11 protein-coding genes and 1 pseudogene are annotated in these 17,707 nt (G+C 69.4%); 9 read left to right on the forward strand and 3 right to left on the reverse strand.

The window, feature by feature from the left end:
• The first annotated feature begins 217 nt into the window (after positions 1-217).
• The 3 genes and pseudogenes from QJS31_RS10400 to QJS31_RS10410 all read left to right on the forward strand — a co-directional run bounded on the left by QJS31_RS10400 (position 218) and on the right by QJS31_RS10410 (position 5,884).
• Positions 218-1,321, forward strand: coding sequence for an AMP-binding protein (locus QJS31_RS10400; protein WP_306356537.1), 1,104 nt, complete (start codon positions 218-220; stop codon positions 1,319-1,321).
• Between the two features lie 541 nt (positions 1,322-1,862).
• Positions 1,863-2,906, forward strand: a pseudogene (locus tag QJS31_RS10405) (glycosyltransferase family 4 protein); the annotation flags it as partial.
• Between the two features lie 851 nt (positions 2,907-3,757).
• The gene (locus QJS31_RS10410; RefSeq protein ID WP_282779740.1) at positions 3,758-5,884 is read left to right on the forward strand and encodes a glycogen debranching N-terminal domain-containing protein; all 2,127 of its coding nucleotides are present in this window, start codon (positions 3,758-3,760) and stop codon (positions 5,882-5,884) included.
• A gap of 72 nt (positions 5,885-5,956) precedes the next feature.
• On the opposite strand, the gene QJS31_RS10415 is transcribed toward QJS31_RS10410, so the two are convergent.
• A complete protein-coding gene (locus QJS31_RS10415) occupies positions 5,957-9,403 on the reverse strand; it encodes an amino acid adenylation domain-containing protein (RefSeq protein ID WP_372341756.1) in 3,447 nt (1,148 codons plus the stop codon).
• Between the two features lie 68 nt (positions 9,404-9,471).
• Here QJS31_RS10415 and QJS31_RS10420 point away from each other — a divergent pair, with 68 nt between their 5' ends.
• Positions 9,472-10,125: a GNAT family N-acetyltransferase gene (locus QJS31_RS10420; RefSeq protein WP_282779742.1), complete on the forward strand. Its 654-nt coding sequence runs from the start codon at positions 9,472-9,474 to the stop codon at positions 10,123-10,125.
• Between the two features lie 148 nt (positions 10,126-10,273).
• On the opposite strand, the gene QJS31_RS10425 is transcribed toward QJS31_RS10420, so the two are convergent.
• Complete coding sequence (locus QJS31_RS10425) at positions 10,274-11,557, reverse strand: SidA/IucD/PvdA family monooxygenase (protein WP_306356538.1); 1,284 nt, start codon at positions 11,555-11,557, stop codon at positions 10,274-10,276.
• Between the two features lie 196 nt (positions 11,558-11,753).
• On the opposite strand from QJS31_RS10425, the gene QJS31_RS10430 reads away from it, so the two are divergent.
• From QJS31_RS10430 to QJS31_RS10445, 4 genes are all read left to right on the forward strand, one after another.
• Positions 11,754-12,206, forward strand: coding sequence for a TIGR03667 family PPOX class F420-dependent oxidoreductase (locus tag QJS31_RS10430; protein WP_282779744.1), 453 nt, complete (start codon positions 11,754-11,756; stop codon positions 12,204-12,206).
• 92 nt (positions 12,207-12,298) lie between these two features.
• Entirely contained in the window at positions 12,299-13,237 is a 939-nt protein-coding gene (locus QJS31_RS10435) for an RluA family pseudouridine synthase (protein WP_306356539.1), read from the forward strand.
• A 56-nt stretch (positions 13,238-13,293) separates the two neighbouring features.
• On the forward strand, positions 13,294-14,058 hold the full coding sequence (locus QJS31_RS10440) for a CPBP family intramembrane glutamic endopeptidase (protein WP_306356540.1): 765 nt from the start codon (positions 13,294-13,296) through the stop codon (positions 14,056-14,058).
• A 118-nt stretch (positions 14,059-14,176) separates the two neighbouring features.
• On the forward strand, positions 14,177-14,587 hold the full coding sequence (locus QJS31_RS10445; RefSeq protein WP_282779747.1) for a hypothetical protein: 411 nt from the start codon (positions 14,177-14,179) through the stop codon (positions 14,585-14,587).
• 151 nt (positions 14,588-14,738) lie between these two features.
• On the opposite strand, the gene QJS31_RS10450 is transcribed toward QJS31_RS10445, so the two are convergent.
• Positions 14,739-16,904, reverse strand: coding sequence for an MMPL family transporter (locus QJS31_RS10450; protein WP_306356541.1), 2,166 nt, complete (start codon positions 16,902-16,904; stop codon positions 14,739-14,741).
• A gap of 227 nt (positions 16,905-17,131) precedes the next feature.
• Between QJS31_RS10450 and QJS31_RS10455 the strand changes: the two genes are divergently transcribed.
• Positions 17,132-17,557, forward strand: a complete 426-nt coding sequence (locus tag QJS31_RS10455) for a pyridoxamine 5'-phosphate oxidase family protein (RefSeq protein WP_306356542.1) — start codon at positions 17,132-17,134, stop codon at positions 17,555-17,557.
• The last annotated feature ends 150 nt before the right edge of the window (positions 17,558-17,707 follow it).

Below are 17,707 nucleotides of genomic sequence, written 5' to 3' on the forward strand. Positions count from 1 at the left end.
CCGACGAGCGGCGCGGCAACCTCCGCGACGAGCAGCGGATCGCCCGGGCCGACCGAAGGGGCGGTCGGGTGGGCGGTTCGCGGCCGGAGCGACGGGACGCGAGCGGGGGGACGGAGTGGATCGGCGCACAGATGTGATGCCCGGGGTATCGGGACGCGATGCTGTTAGGTTAGGGTTGCCATAGTTGACGTTGGCGATACGAGCGATGGAGAGCGTTGTGCCGGAACTCCTGGCCGCTGTGGAGCGGCAGCGACTCGTCGACGAGTGGGCGAATGGGGTCGAGCTTTCGGGTTACCCGGGCGTCAGCGCCCTGATCGAGCGCGGTCGGCGGGTGCCCGCCATTCGCCCGGCACTGCGCTGCGGGGCGGCGACCCTGACCTACGGGGAGCTGTTCGAGCGGATGGCGCACACGACCGTCGCCGAGCGCTGCGAGGCATCCGTCGACGGTGCGGTCCGGCTGCTGGCCGATATCGCCGCGGCCGCGAAGTCCGGTGCGGCGCTGACCCTTTCCATGCCGACCGGTGTGTACGGCTCGACCGTCGGACTGCGCGCCGACGCGCTGGCCGCCGCCGTCGACGATCGCCGCGCCGTGACCACCGACTGCCGGGCCGGACATGTGGATCCGGCCCAGGGAACGTCCAATATCCGGCTGCTGGCCACCGCCTGGGCCTGCGCGGACACCGCCGTGGAACTGCTCGCGGCCATTGCCGACGGTGCGACGCTGGTGGTGGCCACCGAGGCGCAACGGCGCGATCCGGCCGCGCTGGCCGACCTGATCGCCGACACCGGAGCCACCCACGTGGTGGCCGAGGCCGCCGTGCTCGCGCGCTTCGCCGATACGGCCGCCGTCGCACTGCCCACCGTGCGCCGCTGGGATGTCACCGGAATCCACTGCCCCGCCATCCTTCCCGGCCTGCTGCGTGAACTCGCGCCGGGCTCGGTGGCCGGATTCGCCTACACCGCACCCGGATACGCGGGCGTGGTGGCGCGCGGACCGCTGGACGGCAGCGGCCGGGTGCGACCGATTCCGGGTGCGCGCGTGCTGGTGCTGGACGCGCAGCTGCGACCGGTGGCACCGGGCCGATTCGGCCGGGTGTATCTGGGCGGCGCCGCGCTGGTGGCCGAGATCGACGGCGGCACCGCACTGTTCGTGGCCGATCCGTTCGTTCCGGGTGCGCGCCTGTGCCACGCCGGAATGCCGGGTCGCTGGACCGCGGATGGATGGTTGACATTCGCAACCGGCGACATCGTCGCCGAACACGAAGCGACCGGTTCGAATCTTGGCGTCAATGCGACCATATTCCCCGAAATCGCCGCCTGATACCGCTTCGCCCCCGGTCAGCGGACCGGCACGGCGGGAAACCGCGCACGAATTCTCCGGCAATATTTACTGATCCGACGATTCACTGTGATCTCCGGCTATATCGTGTAACTCAGTCACTGGCCGCCGAACGCAATGAGGCGCTTCGGGGTGCCACAGATTATGGTCTCACCGCGCGATGACGGTGACGATCTCGCCATCGGTGCTGAAATCGTGCGCGCCGTATCGCCGGGCTGCCATGAGCGATGGCACCGGTCGGCGCGACGATCGCCACATATGTCCATCCCCGCGGAAGCGCTACCCATAGCTCGGCTCGCACTCTTCTGCTGCACCGGAGACAGCAGACGAGCCGAAAAACCCTGGGATCGAGGACTGTTCGGTCGCCCACCGACCCGCACGGCCACACTGTTCGGCATCGGGTAGCCGCGATGCCGTCCGATCGGTCCCTGGAAGGTGGGTCATGACCGCAGCATCCGCGGCGCCGAGTCCGGCGTCCTCCAACACCCTCGTACCGCCCGAGCGCAAGAGCCTCCGCATCGCGATGGTCGTCCCCCCGTACTTCGACGTGCCGCCCAAGGCGTACGGCGGCGTGGAGGCGGTGGTCGCCGACCTGGTCGACGCACTGGTCGAGCGCGGACACGAGGTCACCCTGCTCGGCGCCGGCGTGCACGGCACCCGAGCCGCGGAATTCATACCGCTGTGGGACGAGATCCAGGCCGCCCGGCTCGGCGATCCGTTCCCGGAGGTGCTGCACGCCTTGAAGGTTCGGCGGGCACTCGAACGCCTCACCGCGACGCGCGGGCTGGACCTGGTGCACGATCACACCTTCGCCGGGCCGCTCAACCTACCCGTGTACCGCGCCCTCGGCCTACCCATGGTGGTCACCGTGCACGGACCCGTCGACGGCGATCCGCACATGTACTACAGCGAACTCGGCGAGGACGCCGCGTTGGTGGCCATCAGCGACCGGCAGCGCGCACTGGCTCCGGGCCTGAACTGGGTCGGGCGCGTGCACAACGCGCTGCGCGTCGCGGACTTCCCCTTCCAGCCGGAGAAGGAGGACTACGCGCTGTTCCTGGGCCGGTACACCCCGGAGAAGGCCCCGCATCTGGCACTGGCCGCCGCGCATGCCTGCGATATGCGGCTGGTGCTGGCCGGGAAATGCGCGGAACCGCCGGAGATCCGGTACTTCGACGACCAGGTGGCCCCGCTGCTCACCGAGCGGGACACCGTCTTCGGCATGGCCGACGCCGCCGCCAAGAAGAAACTGCTCGCCGGGGCGCGCTGCCTGCTGTTCCCGGTGCAGTGGGAGGAGCCGTTCGGCATGGTCATGATCGAAGCCATGGCGTGCGGAACACCGGTGGTGGCACTGCGCGGCGGCGCGGTGAGCGAGGTGCTCGTGGACGGCGTCACCGGACGCATCTGCGACGATCCGGACGAGCTGCCCGCCGCCATCAAGGAGGTGCGCGACTACGACCCGCAGGCGTGCCGCGACCACGTGCTCGAGCACTTCGGGACCGACACCCTCGGACGCGGCTACGAGGAGGTGTATCGCAAGGTCGTCGCGACCCGTCCGACGCGGACCGGCCGCATCACGGTGCACCAACCGCCCACCACCCCGCCGACCCGCACCGCGGGCGCCGGCCCCGGACGGGCGACTCCCGCACCGGCCCGCACCGCAGGACCCACCCCCAGCCGCGCACCCTCCCCTGCCGGTACCTCGGCAGCCGGTGGGCCGGGACATGCTCCGACCACCGTTCCGGCACGAACGACACCGGCACGACGGGCAGGCACGCCGCCACGGAAACGCGGGCAGCGGTCCGTGGCAGGCGCGAATCCGGCCCGCCGAACACCCGATCCGGCGAGCGCGCCCGTTCCAGCAGGCAATTCGGACCTGACAGGCACTCCGAATGGACTACCTTACATTCCACTCGGAAGCATTGAAGCTCCGATCGGAGGCGCTTTGACTCCGTACGGACCTGCGCGCACTCCGGGCGGACCCGCCATCGCCGCCGATCCGGTCGCAAGCCCTCGCCACCCGAATGATGTTGTCTCGAGCGATGTTCCGAACAAGATCTCGCGCACGGGGTCTGGCACCATCGGCGGAACCCGCGCCCCGCGCATCGGGTCGGGATCGCTCGACGACACCCGGCCGCCGACATTCCCGGATACGGTGATCGAGAGCGGGTTGCCCGCCCTCGGCTCGATTGCGGCGATCCCCGATTCCGGGGAGGCCGTGGAGCGGACGGCGGGAACGGCCGCACACCCGGGAACGTCCGGGGGCGAGCGCACGCGGACACGGCGCGCCGTGGCGCGGTCCGCCGCCAAGCGTGGCCGCGGCGTGAAGAGAGTCGACAAGGCAACAGGTTCCGCGTCGAACCCCGAGACCGGTAGCGCACCGGAGAGCGGGAGGGACGCCCCGACGGGAGGTTCTGCATGATCGGAGAGACGCCCGCCGCGCTCAATGCCGGCGAGCCGTCGACCCTGGGTGGCGGCGGTGGCACCGTCACCCTGGTGGAGGGCAGCACCTTCTGCCTCTCGGACCGGCTCGGCGATGTCGAGCCGGACACCCCGCACGGGCTGTTCTATCGGGACGCCCGGGTGCTGTCGCGCTGGGAGCTGCGCGTGGACGGGCAGCGGGCCGAACCGCTGTCGGTGCTGAGCCCGGAGGCGTTCACCGCCCGATTCATACTGCGCCGGCCGCCCCGGGCCGGCGCGGCCGACAGCACGGTGCTCATCGTGCGGGAGCGACTGCTGGCCGAGGCGCTGCACGAGACCATCACCGTGGAGAACCTGGGACGCGAAACCACCGCCGTCGATCTGCAACTGCATGTGGACGCCGACTTCGTGGACCTGTTCGCGGTCAAGGAGGGCCGCACCGGCCACAGCCGGGCCGAGGTACTGGTGGCCGATGTCGAACTGCTGCTCAACGACCGCTCGGACCGCGCGCGCGGCGTGGTGGTGACCTCGTCGGAAACCCCGGCGGTACTGCCCGGTTCGCTGTCCTGGCGGGTGGTGGTGCCCGCCGGAAGCACGTGGCGGACCGAGATCCTGGCCCAGCCGACCATCGGCAGCCAGCCCATCCATTCCTCGCCGCATCCCGGGGCGCATTACGAATTCAGCGAGCCGAGCCGCAAGATCGCGGCCTGGCGGGATACCGCCACCACGATCACCGCCGCCGATCCGCAACTGGCCTGGGTGCTGGAACGCACCGAGAGTGATCTGGGGGCGTTGCAGATCCACGACGATATGCGCGGCGGCCGACCGTTCGTGGCGGCCGGTGCGCCCTGGTTCATGACCCTTTTCGGCCGCGACAGCCTGCTCACCGCGTGGATGGCGCTGCCCCTGGACGTGAATTTGGCGCTGGGCACCATGCAGCAGCTCGCGGAGATGCAGGGGAAGCGGGTGAATCCACTGACCGAGGAGGAACCCGGGCGCATCATGCACGAGATGCGGCGCGGTCCGGCCAGCGGTGCGGTGCTGGGCGGCGAGACGTACTACGGAACCGTGGACGCCACGCCGCTGTTCGTCATGCTGCTGGCGCAGGCGCGGCGCTGGGGCGCGGATACCGAATCGGTGCGGGCGCTGCTGCCCGCCGCCGACGCCGCGCTCACCTGGATCACCGACTACGGCGACCGCGACGGGGACGGTTTCGTGGAATACCGCCGCGCCACCGACCGGGGCCTGTTCAACCAGGGCTGGAAGGACAGTTTCGACGGCATCAACGACGCGACCGGACATGTGCCCGAACCGCCGATCGCACTGTGCGAGGTACAGGGCTACGCCTATGCCGCGCTGCTGGCACGGGCCGAACTGGCCGACGAGTTCGGCGACGCGACCACCGCAGGACATCTACGCGACCGGGCCGCCGAACTGCGCACCAAATTCGCCGAAGCCTTCTGGCTGCCCGAAAGAGGCTGGTTCGCGGTCGCTCTGGACCGTAACAAACGCCGCCTGGACGCGCTCACCAGCAATATCGGCCACTGCCTGTGGTCGGGCATCGCCTCCGACGAGCACGCCGCGCAGGTGATCGAGCGCTTGGCGAGCCCGGAGATGAGCACCGGCTTCGGGCTGCGCACCCTGGCCTCCGATATGGGCGCGTACAACCCGATGAGCTATCACAACGGCTCGGTCTGGCCGCACGACACCGCCATCGCCGTCGCCGGTCTGCTGCGGTACCGGCATCTGCCCGGGGCCATCGAACTGGCCACCGAACTGGCGGAGGGCCTGCTCGCCGCGGCCGGGGCATTCGGTGGGCGACTGCCCGAACTGTATTGCGGTTTCCCGCGTTCGCGGTTCGCCGCACCCGTCCCCTACCCCACCTCCTGCTCACCCCAGGCGTGGGCGAGCGCGGCGCCGCTGCTGCTGGTGCGCTCGTTCCTGGGGCTGGAGCCCGATGTCCCGCGGCGCACCCTCACGGTGCTGCCGCACCTGCCCGCCCGCTGGGGCAGCGTCGAACTCACCGATCTGCGGCTGGGCGGCACGGTGATCGACCTCACCGTGGAGGGCGACCGCGTCACCGCCTCCAACCTGCCCGAGGACTGGCGGCTGGTCACGCACTGACCGCGGCTGTCACCCGAGCCGAGCGGTCGCACGTCTCGATTCCGGGACTCGCGGCCTGGCGTCGGCGCGGTATCACGCGGGGGCGATCGTGGCGGCCCGGTTCGGCGGCTCCTGGGGACGGGCCGACGCCGTCCGGTCCACCACCGCCGCCGCGAGTTCGGCGACCGTGGGCATGTCCACAATGGTGCGCACCGGCAGCTCCACCCCGAATTCGGCGCGGATCCGGGCGGCCAGGCGGGTGACGAGCAGGGAGTGGCCGCCCAGGTCGAAGAAGGAGTCGTCGGCGCCGACCCGATCGCGCGCGAACAGGCGGGCGAACAGCGCGCACATGCGACGTTCGGCGTCGGTGGCGGGCTCGCGGTGCCGACGGCGACGCACGACACCGTGCGGCGCGGGCAGGGCGCGCTTGTCGAGTTTGCCGCTGGCCGTCCGGGGGATCTCGTCGACCACCGCGAAGGCGCGCGGCACCATGTAGTCCGGGAGCACCGCGGCGGCATGCGCGCGGACCCGCTCGATATCGACGGTCCGGTCGGGTGCCGGCACCAGGTACGCGGCGAGCATCGGGCCGGTGGCCGGATCGTCGGCGACCAGCACGACACAGCGGGCCACCGCGGCGTGCGCGGACAGCGCGGCCTCCACTTCACCGAGTTCGATGCGGTAGCCGCGCACCTTCACCTGCTCGTCGGCCCGGCCGACGAACTCCAGCTCGCCGAACTCGTTGCGGCGCACCAGATCCCCGCTGCGGTACAGCCGGGCTCCGGGCGTGAACGGGTCGGCCACGAAACTCGCGGCGGTCGAACCCGGACGGCCGAGATAGCCGCGGGCCAGCTGCGCACCGCCCAGATACAGCTCACCCACCACACCGGCGGGCACCAGGTGCAGCGCCGCGTCCAGCACGTAGGCGTGCACATTCCGATTGGGGATGCCGATGGGCACGATACCGGGGCCCATCGGTCCGTCCACCGGCATATGGGTGGCGCAGACGACCGCCTCGGTCGGCCCGTAGTGATTGCGCAATTCGGCGTCGAAGACACCGGCGAACCGGTCGGCCACCTCGCCGGGCAGCGGCTCACCGCCGACCGGCACCCGGCGCAGCGCCCGCCATGCGCTGATCTCGGGCAGTTGCAGGAAGGTGCTCAGCAGGGACGGCACCATGTGCAGCACCGTGACGCCCCGCTCGGCGATCAGCTCCGCGACATAGCGCATGTCTTGGAACGCACCGGGTTTCGGCACCACCAACCGAGCGCCGAGGGCTAGCGTGACGAAGATGTCGAGCAGCGAGGCATCGAAGCCGACCGACGACGATTGCAGCAATCGGTCGTCGGAGGTCATCCCCCAGTCGGCGATGAAACTCAGCACATGCTCGGCGATGGCCGCGTGCGCGACCGGAACACCCTTGGGCCTGCCGGTCGACCCCGAGGTGTAGATGGCATAGGCCAGATTGGCCGGACGTAGCGGCCGCACCCGATCGGCATCGGTGGGCGCGGACTCCGGCAGCGCGGCGGCCAGCTCCTCCGCGAGTTCCAGCTCCGCGCGGCCCAGCACCAGGCACGGGCCCGCATCCTCGATCAGGTAGTCGACGCGGTCGGCGGGGTCGGCCGGATCGATGGGCAGGTACGCGGCACCGGCCTTCAATACGGCGTAGACGGCCACCAGGAATTCGATCGAGGCCCCCAGGCGCAGGCCGACCAGGTCCTCGGCGCCGACACCCCGGCGAATCAGCCAGTGCGCCAACCTGTTCACCCGGCGGTCGAGTGCGGCGTAGGTGAGTTCGGCGGTATCGGAGACCAGCGCCAGGGTGTGCGGCGCGGCGGCGACACTGCGCTCGAACAGGGCCACCATGGTGGTGGGCGCGATATCCGCGACCGCACCGCGCGAGGCGGCGAGGACGGCGTCGCGGTCGCGTGCGCCGAGCATGTCCAGATCGCCGATGCGGCGGTGCGGTGCGGCCAGCGCGCTGTCCAGCAGCCGCACATAGTGCTCGAGCATGGACTCCACCATGGGGCGGGTCAGCACGTCCACCTGGTATTCGGCCTCCACCAGCGCATCCCCCGCACCGTCGGTGACCACGGCCAGCGCCAGCGGCACCTGCGCCGTGGGCGCACCGAGTTCGTCGAGGCGGGTGGAGGTGACACCATCGAGCGTGAACCCGTGGGTGCTCTCCCGGGTACTGAAGCCGAGCCGCACCAGCTGGTCCATGCCGTCGCGTCCGGCCACCCGCTCCGGATTGGCTTCGCGCACAATGCGATCGATGCCGACACCGCGATGTGCGAGGGCCTCCCGGCAGTGTCGCTCGGTAGCGGCGACGAGCCCGCCGAAGGTGGCGGCCGAATGCGGGGTCAGGCGGAGCAGCAGCGTATTGCCGAAGTAGCCGATCAACCGACGGGCGGCGGCCGAGCGCCGGTTGGTGACCGGGATGGAGACGAGGAAATCGCCTGCGGCGGTGTAACGCTCGACCAACGCGGCATACACGGCCAGCAGCACCGCGAACGGTGTGGCGGCGTGGTCACGCGCGTAGGAGTCGACCCGGTCGAGCAGGTCACGGGGTAGCGCGATGGTGGCGCGGTCGGCCCGCTTGGACGGGTTCATCACGGCGGAGCCGGGCAGCAGCAGCGGATCGGGCAGCGGACGCAGCACGGACCGCCAGTAGGCGATAGCGGCCGCATCGTCGGTGTCGTCGGCTGCGCGGGCGGCGCTATCGGCAGCACGGGCGGTGTCATGGGCAGCGCGGGCGGTGTCGTCTACACCGGGAGCGGCACCAGCAGCGGGAGCGGCACCAGCAGCACCGCGGGCGGCACCAGCAGCAGCGGGAGGGGCAACATCGGTAACGCGGGCAAGACCAGCGGCAGCGGGAGCGGCGACGTTGACGACGGCAGCGGTGTCGAAGGCGGCGGTGTCGGCGGTGCCGGTGGCGGAGCGATCAACCGCCGCATTGATTTCGGCGGCGTTGACTTCGGCTCGGGCGGCGAGGGTGCCCTCGATATCGATGAATCGCGCTGGCAGGGCCGCCATCTCGTGGCCGTTGTAGGCGGCGTCGACCTCGGCGAAGAACACCGGCCAGGAGTCGTCGTCCCAGCAGATGCGGTGCACCGCCAGTAGTAGCACGTGTTCCGTGGCGGCCGTGCGCACCAGGGTCGGGCGCAGCGGGGGTTCCGCGGCCAGGTCGAAGCAGCGCGCGAATTCGCGGCGCGCCAGCACCGCCACCCGGCGGGTCCGGTCCGCCGGGGGCAGTCCGCTCACGTCGTGTGTCTGCCACGGAACCGAAATCCCCTCGGAGCGAACCTGATACGGTTCCCCTTCGGCATCCACCCCGTAGGTGGTGCGCAGCACGTCGTGGCGGGCGGCGACCGTGTCGACGGCGGCGCGCAGCCGTGCGACGTCCAGCGCACCCGACAGGCGGTAGGCCACGCAGATGTTCAGCGTGGTGTCCTCGGGATCGCGGGTCTGGAGGAACCACATGCGCCGCTGGCCTACCGACAGCGGGTGGCGGTCCGGGGCGGGGCTGGCGGTAACCGACATGCGAATTAGCATAGGCTATCCTTACCAACCGAGTGATCGAGGTAACGACCGAACGGAGCTCCACCCCTATGAACCGGACGTACGTGCTCAAGCGCGAGCTGACCGACATTCCCGAGAACGTCCGCACCGCGCCCGCACCCGTCGTTCCCGACTTCGACCATCCCTTCGACCTGCGGATCGTCGATGCCGACGGGGCCGACCCGGAACTCATCACCGAATGGATGCACCGGCCGCACCTGGTCGAGACCTGGGAACAGGACTGGCCCTCGGCCCAGCGCCGCGACGACTGCGCCGCCCAGTTGGCCGGAACCTTCTCCCGGCCATGCATTCTCGGCTACGACTTCACCGCGGCCGACCTGCCCGAACTGGGCCGCCAAGAGGTCGCCTACGTCGAGCTGTACCGGCCCGCCAAGGACGAGATCGGCACCCTGTACGCCGCCGACCCGCGCGATATGGGCTTCCACATCGCCACCGCCGAGACGAAACTCATCGGACGCGGGGTGATGTCGGCCTGGATGCGGGAGCTCGCGACCAGGGTCTTCGCCGCCGAACCCGAGTGCCGCCGGATGATGTGCGACCCCGACCACCGGAACGCGCCCATGCGCAGGGCGCTGACGAAGAACGGCTGGATACACCTGGGCGACTTCGATATTCGCCCCGATCGCCGTATCTCGCTGTACACCCTGCCGCGGGCCGGCGGGGACGTGCCGACCCTGCGCTGAATCCGATCGCGCCTCGGCCACCGCCGCACGAGTGGCGGACGAGGCGTTTCGCGTTGCAGCAGCGGCCCGGAACCCGATCGCTCCGGGCCGGCGGTTCCGCCGGGAATACCGGCCCGAGCGGCCAGCAGCGTGCCACACGGCGGCGCGGCTACCCGACGACGGCGGCCCCGGCGCGGACCGAATTCCGGCGACGGCCCTGATCCGTCCGCAGCACCCGGTCCGAAAGTTCGCCCAGGCAGCTGAGATTCGGGAATCCGGGGCCCTGCGCCAGCGCCGCCATATTCGGCAGATAGAGCTTGTTGTCGAGATCGGCGACCGCCAGGTCGTAGCCGATGGCCGCCTCCACCCGCTCCTGCGTGATCGGCCCGCCCACCGCCAGTTCGAGCAGATCCGTCGCGCCCGCGTCGAGCAACTCCAGGTACCACAGCGGATCGCCGCCGGTGGCGTCCACCACCAGGTCGTAGGCGTGCACCTGATCCGGTCGCAGCTCGTTGCGCAGCGTCACCGCGACGCCGTCGCCCTGATCGACGGTGCGCACCACGCGGCCCTGAAGATGATGAACGCGATTGTCCCCCAACAGCGTTTCCTGCACCCGCACCGAGAACACGCCGCGATCGGTCCGGCGGATCACGTCGCGCCGCTCGGCCATGCCCAGCGAACTCCATCGGACGGGGTCGCTGAAGAGCGAATTCTCGAAATAGCCCTCGCCCCGGGTGTAGATGGTGGCCTTCGGGGTGATCACCGAGATGGACAGCATCTCGTGCCGCACCAGCTCGTCGAGCGCGGACCCCGCAGTCTCGCCGCCGCCGATCACCGCCACCCGCGAGGAGGGCGGCAGGCGGCGCTTGCCGGCCAGATCCCAGAACTCGGCGATGCTCAACACCTTCGGATGGTCGGCCAGCGCCCGGTCGCTGCGTCCGGGACCGGTGATCATGACCGCGTCGCAATCGATTTCGCAGGTCTCGCCCGCGGCGTCGGCCACCGTCACCAGCCAGCCGTCATCGGCGGCGGCAATGGTGCGCACGGTGCCGAGCACCAGTTCCATATCGGTCTTGCGGCCCACCCACTGGAGGTATTTGGCCCAGACATGGTGCTGCGGGCTGGGGCGACCGCGGTCGATCCACTCGGCGTAGGTGCCGTGCTCGATCAGGAACGCGGTCCAGCTGAAGGCGGTCATGCCCTCGTCGATCGCCTGATTGTGACCGCGTGCCCAGGTGGAGTGGTAGGGGAAGCCGACATCCTTCTCCGGGCTGGTGCCCAGGCGGTGCTGACCGTCGGTCCACCCGCCGCTGGGCAGCCAGTTTCCGCCCACCGCATGGGCTTCCACCACTATCACCCGCGGCGCGGGCAGGCCGAGCCGCCGCAGCACGTGCGATTTCGCCGCCACCGCCATGGCCTTCGGCCCCGCACCGACCACCAGAAGTGTGTCCACCGGTTCTCCTGCCCTCCTGTTCGGCGTCAGCCCGCCGTCTCGCGATCCCGCCCCAATATTTGCATAGGCTTACCTTATCTACCGGACTCCCGCTTGCCCAGACCGATGAATCCGCGCGACTCCGTCCTGAACCGCACCCTCGAACCGAAATCCTGAACACCGGAATCCCCTCGCACGGACGGGCGTTGACGGTGGCATGACCACGACCGACGCCCGTTCCTCGCATGAGCCCGTCGTAGACCCGGGCACCGAGTTCGGCAAGCACGTCACCGAGCGGTTCCGGAAGGACACCGTGGCCTGGCTGACCACGGTCGGATCGTCCGGCACGCCACAGCCCAATCCGGTGTGGTTCCTGTGGGACGGCACCGAATTCCTCGTCTTCAGTCAGCCCGATCAGGCCAAGTTGCGCAATATCGCCCGCAATCCGCGGGTTTCGCTGCACCTCAACAGCGCCGAGAGCGGCGGTGACATCGTCATCGTCACCGGTGACGCGCGGATCGATCCCGAGGGCGCGACACCGCCCGAGATCGTGCAGTACACGCGCAAGTACACCCGGGGCATGGTGGATATCAAGATGACCGACGAGCAGTTCTACTCCTCGTACTCGGTCGTCGTGCGGATACGACCCGACCGACTGCGCGGCTTCTGAGCGCGCCGGCCGCGCGGGTTCCGCGTGACGCCGTCCACACCCGCCCCCACCTGCGAGATCACCGTTCGGCCCACCCCGATAGGGTCGAGCCGGTGAGACGCAGGCAGCAACCGCCGCTACCCAAGCGGCACGGGCTCGACCCGGCCCGGTTGCGACTACCGGAGGACGGCCACTGGGCGACCGTCCGCGACCATCTGGTGGAGCGGCTGCCGCGCGTACCCGCGCGCCGCATCGACGAACTGCTGCGCGAGGGCGGGATCGTGGACCTCGAGGGTCCCCTCGCCCCCGACGCGCCCTACGTTCCCGGCGGGGCGATCTGGTTCCACCGGGATCTGCCCGACGAAACGCCCGTGCCGTTCGACATCGGCATCGTGCACCGGGACGAATCAATCCTGGTTGCCGACAAACCGCACTTCCTGGCCACCATTCCACGCGGCCAGCACATCCTCGAAACCGCCCTGGTGCGGCTGCGCCGGGAGCTCGACCTACCCGATCTCGTTCCGGCCCACCGGCTCGACCGCGTCACCGCCGGGCTCGTGCTGTTCGTCGTCGATCCGGCCCGGCGCGGGGCGTACCAGACCCTGTTCCACCGGCGACTCGTCCACAAGGAGTACGAGGCGATCGCGCGCTTCGACCCGCATCTGGAACTGCCGCGCGTGGTGCGCAGCCGCATCGTCAAGGAGCGGCAGGTGCTGCAGGCGTACGAGGTGGACGGCGAGCCCAATGCCGAAACCCGGGTGGAACTGCTCGAGCATCGCGACGGGCTGGGCCGCTACCGACTGCTGCCGCGCACCGGGCGCACCCATCAGCTGCGGCTGCACATGAACGGACTCGGGGTGCCGATTCTCGGCGACGACTTCTATCCCGAACTCACCGACAAACCCGTCGACGATTTCACCCGGCCGCTCCAACTGCTCGCTTCCGCACTCGAATTCATCGATCCGGTGACGCGGGAGCCGCGCCGGTTCACGACGAAACGGACTCTTCAGGCGTGGGATGATCCACGCGGCTGGGCGGGGTCTGAGAACTAGCGCGCAGTTCGCCACATCCGGGTGCGTTCTCAGGATATGAACGTAGACTGGCCGCGATGTCTCGAAATGATAACGGCGCGGTCGCCGTCAGCCCGGCTCCGACGGCCCCGCAGCCCCGAAGGCTGCACGCGTATATCGACGTCGCCGTTGTCATCGTCGTGCTGACCGGCACGAATCTCATCGCACACTTCACCACCGCCTGGGCCAATATCGTCACGGTGCCCATTGCCGCGGTGATTCTGCTGGCCATGGTGCGCCGTCGCGGGCTGAGCTGGAGCGACCTCGGACTCTCCCCGCGACACTGGCGCACCGGTTCGCTGTGGGCGCTCGGCGCGGTCGGGGTGGTGCTGGCCGCGGTCGCCATCGGCGCGGCGCTGCCGATCACCCGGCCGTTCTTCCTGGCCGATCGGTACGCCACCATTTCGGGTGCGCTCATCGCGTCCATGGTCGTCATTCCGTTGCAGACCGCGATTCCCGAGGAGCTGGCCTTCCGAGGCGTGCTACACGGAACGCTGGACCGGATCTTCGCGGCCCGCGGCGTATTCATGGCTGGGTCACTGCTTTTCGGACTCTGGCATATCGCCTCGTCCTTGGGACTGACCAGCGGGAACAAGGGCCTGTCGAGCTTCCTCGGCGGCGGGCCGCTCGGGCAGGTGCTCGGCATCGCGCTCGCCGTACTCGTCACGGCCGTCGCGGGCGCGATCTTCACTTGGTTGCGGCGGCGCAGCGGGAGCCTGCTCGCGCCGATCGCCTTCCACTGGGCCGTGAACGGCGCGGGAGCCCTGGCGGCGGCGGTCGTCTGGCACGTCACGCTGCACTGAATCCATCTGACTGGAACTCGTTTCAGTATTTTTCCAAAAGTTCCACGCGGCCAACTGGACGCTCGCTAAGGTTCGCTGGTCCGCATCTGATGCGGGTAGGCACCCGAGGAGTTTCCCCATGACGAAGTCCGTGAACAAGCACATCGCGCGGCGGGCCGGTGTCGGCGTCACCGCCCTGGCCGCGATGGCCTGTTCGGCGGCGATGACGGCGCCCTACGCGACCGCCGTCCCCACCGGCCTGTCGGTCAACGCCCGCACCATCTACGAGGCCTGCACCTACGAGATCACCGCGACCGTGGACCACTGGTTCGAGGTCTGGTTCCACGACAGCGGCCGCGTCATCAAGGGCAGTCCGGTCAAACCGGTCAACGGCAAGGCCACCATCCAGTGGACGCCGACCTTCGCGGGCACCCACACCCTGGCCGTGCTCCAGGGCTCGGCCTGGGAACTCAAGGTCGATGTCCGCCAGCCGACCCTGACCGGCAGCGCCACCTGCGGTGCGTCACCGCTGGGCTTCCTTGGTTCGTAGCGCAGACCCGGTTCGGCAGGGCTCGGCCCCCGAACCGCCCGGGCCAGGTCGGCAATTCCTCTGTTCCCTCGCCGGCCTGGCCCACCCGTGAACCGACCGGCAGTGGCCCGCCCTCGCCTGCGAGGGCGGGCCACTGCCGTCGTCGACGCGGCTACCGGTCCGCGGTGTCGCGCCCCCGTTCGAAGTAGCCGATCGACCAGTCCGGATCGTGGTCGCCGGTGCGCTTCTCGTCCCCGTGCCCCGGCCACCAGGCCCGGTGCCCGATGAGCGCGGTGAGCGCCGGGGTGAAGAACATCGACATCACGAAGGCCGCGATGGCGATACCCACCGAGATGGCGAAACCCATCTGGGCCAGCACACTGTTGCCCGCCAGCATCATCGAGGCGAAGGTGCCCGCGAGAATGAGTCCGGCCGCCGCGATGGTCGGGCCGCTGTGCCTGACCGCGGACGCCGCGGCCCGCCTCGGATCCAGCCCCTCGCGCGCCTCCTCGCGCAGCCGCGCCACCATCAGGATGTTGTAGTCGGTGCCGAGCGCGACCACGAACAGGTACATGATGATCGGCAGCGTGAAGATCAAGCCGGAGTCACCCTGCGCGTGCTGGAAGACCAGCACCGCCGCGCCGAGCGTCGCGGCGAAACCGAGGAACACCGACGCCATCAGGTACCAGGGCGCGACCAGACTGCGCAGCAGCAGCGCCAACACGATCATGATGAGCAGCGCGGCCACCGGGAACACGATCAGGTAGTCGCGCACCATGGCGTCCTGGAAGTCCACGAACACCGAGGTCATACCGCCAACCAGGGCCACCGTGCCCGCGGGTGCGGCCGCATGTGCGGTGTCGCGCAGGGGATTTCGCACGGTATCGAGCGCGGCGTCCGACTCCGGGGCGTCGGTCAGGGTCACCTGGTACTCGGCCACCGTGCTGTCCCGGGAGAGCTGCGGCCGCGACACCTGGCCCACGCCCTCCACCGTGGTGAGAGCCGCGCCGAACTCGGCCACCTGGGCCTCGGTCAGCTGATCCTGCCCGTGGGTGCGCAGGTACACCAGAGACGGCTGGGTCGCGCCCGCGGGCATGCCCTTGCGCAGTTCCTGGCCCCAGACCACGGATTCGGAGGTGTCCGAAGTGGACCCGGAGGTCAGGTCGAAGGTCGGGTTGAAGCCGATCGCGAAGCCGCCCAGGGCCACCAGCACCAGTCCGGACAGCACGGCGTACGCGGCGGGGCGCTTGCCCAGCGACCGGCCGATGGCCGCCGACACCGCACCCTTGGGTTCGCGCTGCCAGCTCTTCGACGGCCAGAACACCCTGGTGCCCAGCAGCGAGACGATCGCCGGGATCAGGGTCAGACCGGCCACCAGCATGACCGCCACCGCGATGGCCAGCGAGACGCCGAGTGAGCGGAACATGCCGAGAGCCGAAAGCACCAGGGCCGCAAAGGCGATGATGACCGCGAAGGCCGCGGAGGCGATGGCCTCGCCCACCCGGGCGACGGCATTGACCATGGCGGTCTTGGGATCGTCACCGGCCCGCAGCCGTTCCCGGTACCGGAAGATGAGGAACAGGAAGTAGTCGGTGCCCACCCCGAACAGCACCACCAGCAGCAGCGCCTGCACCGAACTGTCGATGGAGAACTCGAAGGTGTCCGCCGACCACGCGACCACCCCGTGCACCAGCAGGGATATGGCGTAGATGATGAGGATCGGCAGCAGCGCCAGCACCGGGCTCCGGAAGATGAGCATCAGCAGCACGATGATCAGCAAGATCGTGGCCACGCCGACGATGGCCAGACCCTTCTCACTGGACTCGATCTGATCCAGCATCGATGCGGCGGAACCGGTGACACCGGCCTTCAGATCCGTACCGGAGACGGCCTCCCGCAACGCATCGCGCAGTTCCTGCACCGCATCGGTCTGGCGGGTGTCGTCGGCGGCGCTGACCTTCACCATCTGCACGCCGATCAGCTGCACCAGGCGGTTCTCCGACGGCGGGGCGGCCTGCACGCCGGTGATGTGCTCGATATTGCGGGCGGACAGCTCGGCGGCCAGGGCGGTGACAGCGGCCGAATCGCTCGCGGTGAGCGGCTGTTCGTCGGCGCGTTGCACCACGACGAGGGCCGCCGGTAGCTGACTGTCGCCGAAAGCCTTCTCCTGCAACGCCATCGCCTCGACGGACTCGTAGTGCGAGGGCAGGAACTCGGCCTGGTCGGTGGTGGCGGTGAGCTTCGGCGCGGAGGCCACCACGCCGATGATGGCGATCAGCCAGATGCCGATGACCACCCATGGTTTGTGGACGACGAAGCGTCCGAGCCTGGCGAACATGCCTGATGGTTCCTTTCGCGAGCGCAATACACGTGAGCGATTGCGCATATGAGCATGGGTGTGCGACACGACACCGACCACTCGATTTCGCAGTGCCGCTTGGTGTTTCGACTGTCGATCCAGAGGAAGCCGCGAACACCCGACCGCCTCCGAACCCACTATAAGTAGACGTATACGTATAACGCAAGCGGTGGTCGGGACCACATCGAACACGTACCGTGGTTGCCATGGCGCTGACGCTGCAAGAACGACAGGAATTCCTCGCCCAACCGCACATCGGTGCGCTCGCCGTGGCCGTCGGCCCGGACCGCGCACCACTCAATGTCCCGATCTGGTACCAGTACGCACCCGGTGGCGAACTCTGGATCCTGACCGGAGTCGAATCCGTCAAGCTGCGGCGATTGCGGGATGCCGGGCGGTTCAGCCTGATGGTCCAGGTCGTTGAGCCGACTGTTCGCTATGTGACGGCGGAGGGGTCGATCACCCGGGTGGAACCCATGACCGACGAGATGCACCGCGAGATGGCTACCCGCTACGTACCGTCAGACAAAGTCGACGCCTACCTGAAATCCGCGGAAGGATTCGGCGACCAGGTCGCCGTCTACATGCGACCCGAAAAGTGGCTTTCCGCCGATCTGGGCGGCTACGAATAACTCGACCTACCGTCGCCGGAACGATCGCAGGCCCAGCATCCCGTACCGGAGGTGGGCCTGCACCGTACGACCTGACGGACCTTCGCCCGACGAACCTGCCGGATCACCGTCGTACCACGACGTAAGCTGCGGTTCTCGCCCGCACCGCGA

The sequence above is a fragment of the Nocardia sp. CC213A genome (assembly GCF_030766805.1).
Taxonomy (GTDB): Bacteria; Actinomycetota; Actinomycetes; order Mycobacteriales; family Mycobacteriaceae; genus Nocardia; species Nocardia otitidiscaviarum.

Coding starts and splice junctions, on each gene's coding strand:
- QJS31_RS10440 (WP_306356540.1), top strand. CDS start 13,294: ATGTCTCGAAATGATAACGGCGCGGTCGCCGTCAGCCCGGCTCCGACG.
- QJS31_RS10445 (WP_282779747.1), top strand. CDS start 14,177: ATGACGAAGTCCGTGAACAAGCACATCGCGCGGCGGGCCGGTGTCGGC.
- QJS31_RS10410 (WP_282779740.1), top strand. CDS start 3,758: ATGATCGGAGAGACGCCCGCCGCGCTCAATGCCGGCGAGCCGTCGACC.
- QJS31_RS10450 (WP_306356541.1), bottom strand. CDS start 16,904: ATGTTCGCCAGGCTCGGACGCTTCGTCGTCCACAAACCATGGGTGGTC.
- QJS31_RS10415 (WP_372341756.1), bottom strand. CDS start 9,403: ATGTCGGTTACCGCCAGCCCCGCCCCGGACCGCCACCCGCTGTCGGTA.
- QJS31_RS10420 (WP_282779742.1), top strand. CDS start 9,472: ATGAACCGGACGTACGTGCTCAAGCGCGAGCTGACCGACATTCCCGAG.
- QJS31_RS10430 (WP_282779744.1), top strand. CDS start 11,754: ATGACCACGACCGACGCCCGTTCCTCGCATGAGCCCGTCGTAGACCCG.
- QJS31_RS10455 (WP_306356542.1), top strand. CDS start 17,132: ATGGCGCTGACGCTGCAAGAACGACAGGAATTCCTCGCCCAACCGCAC.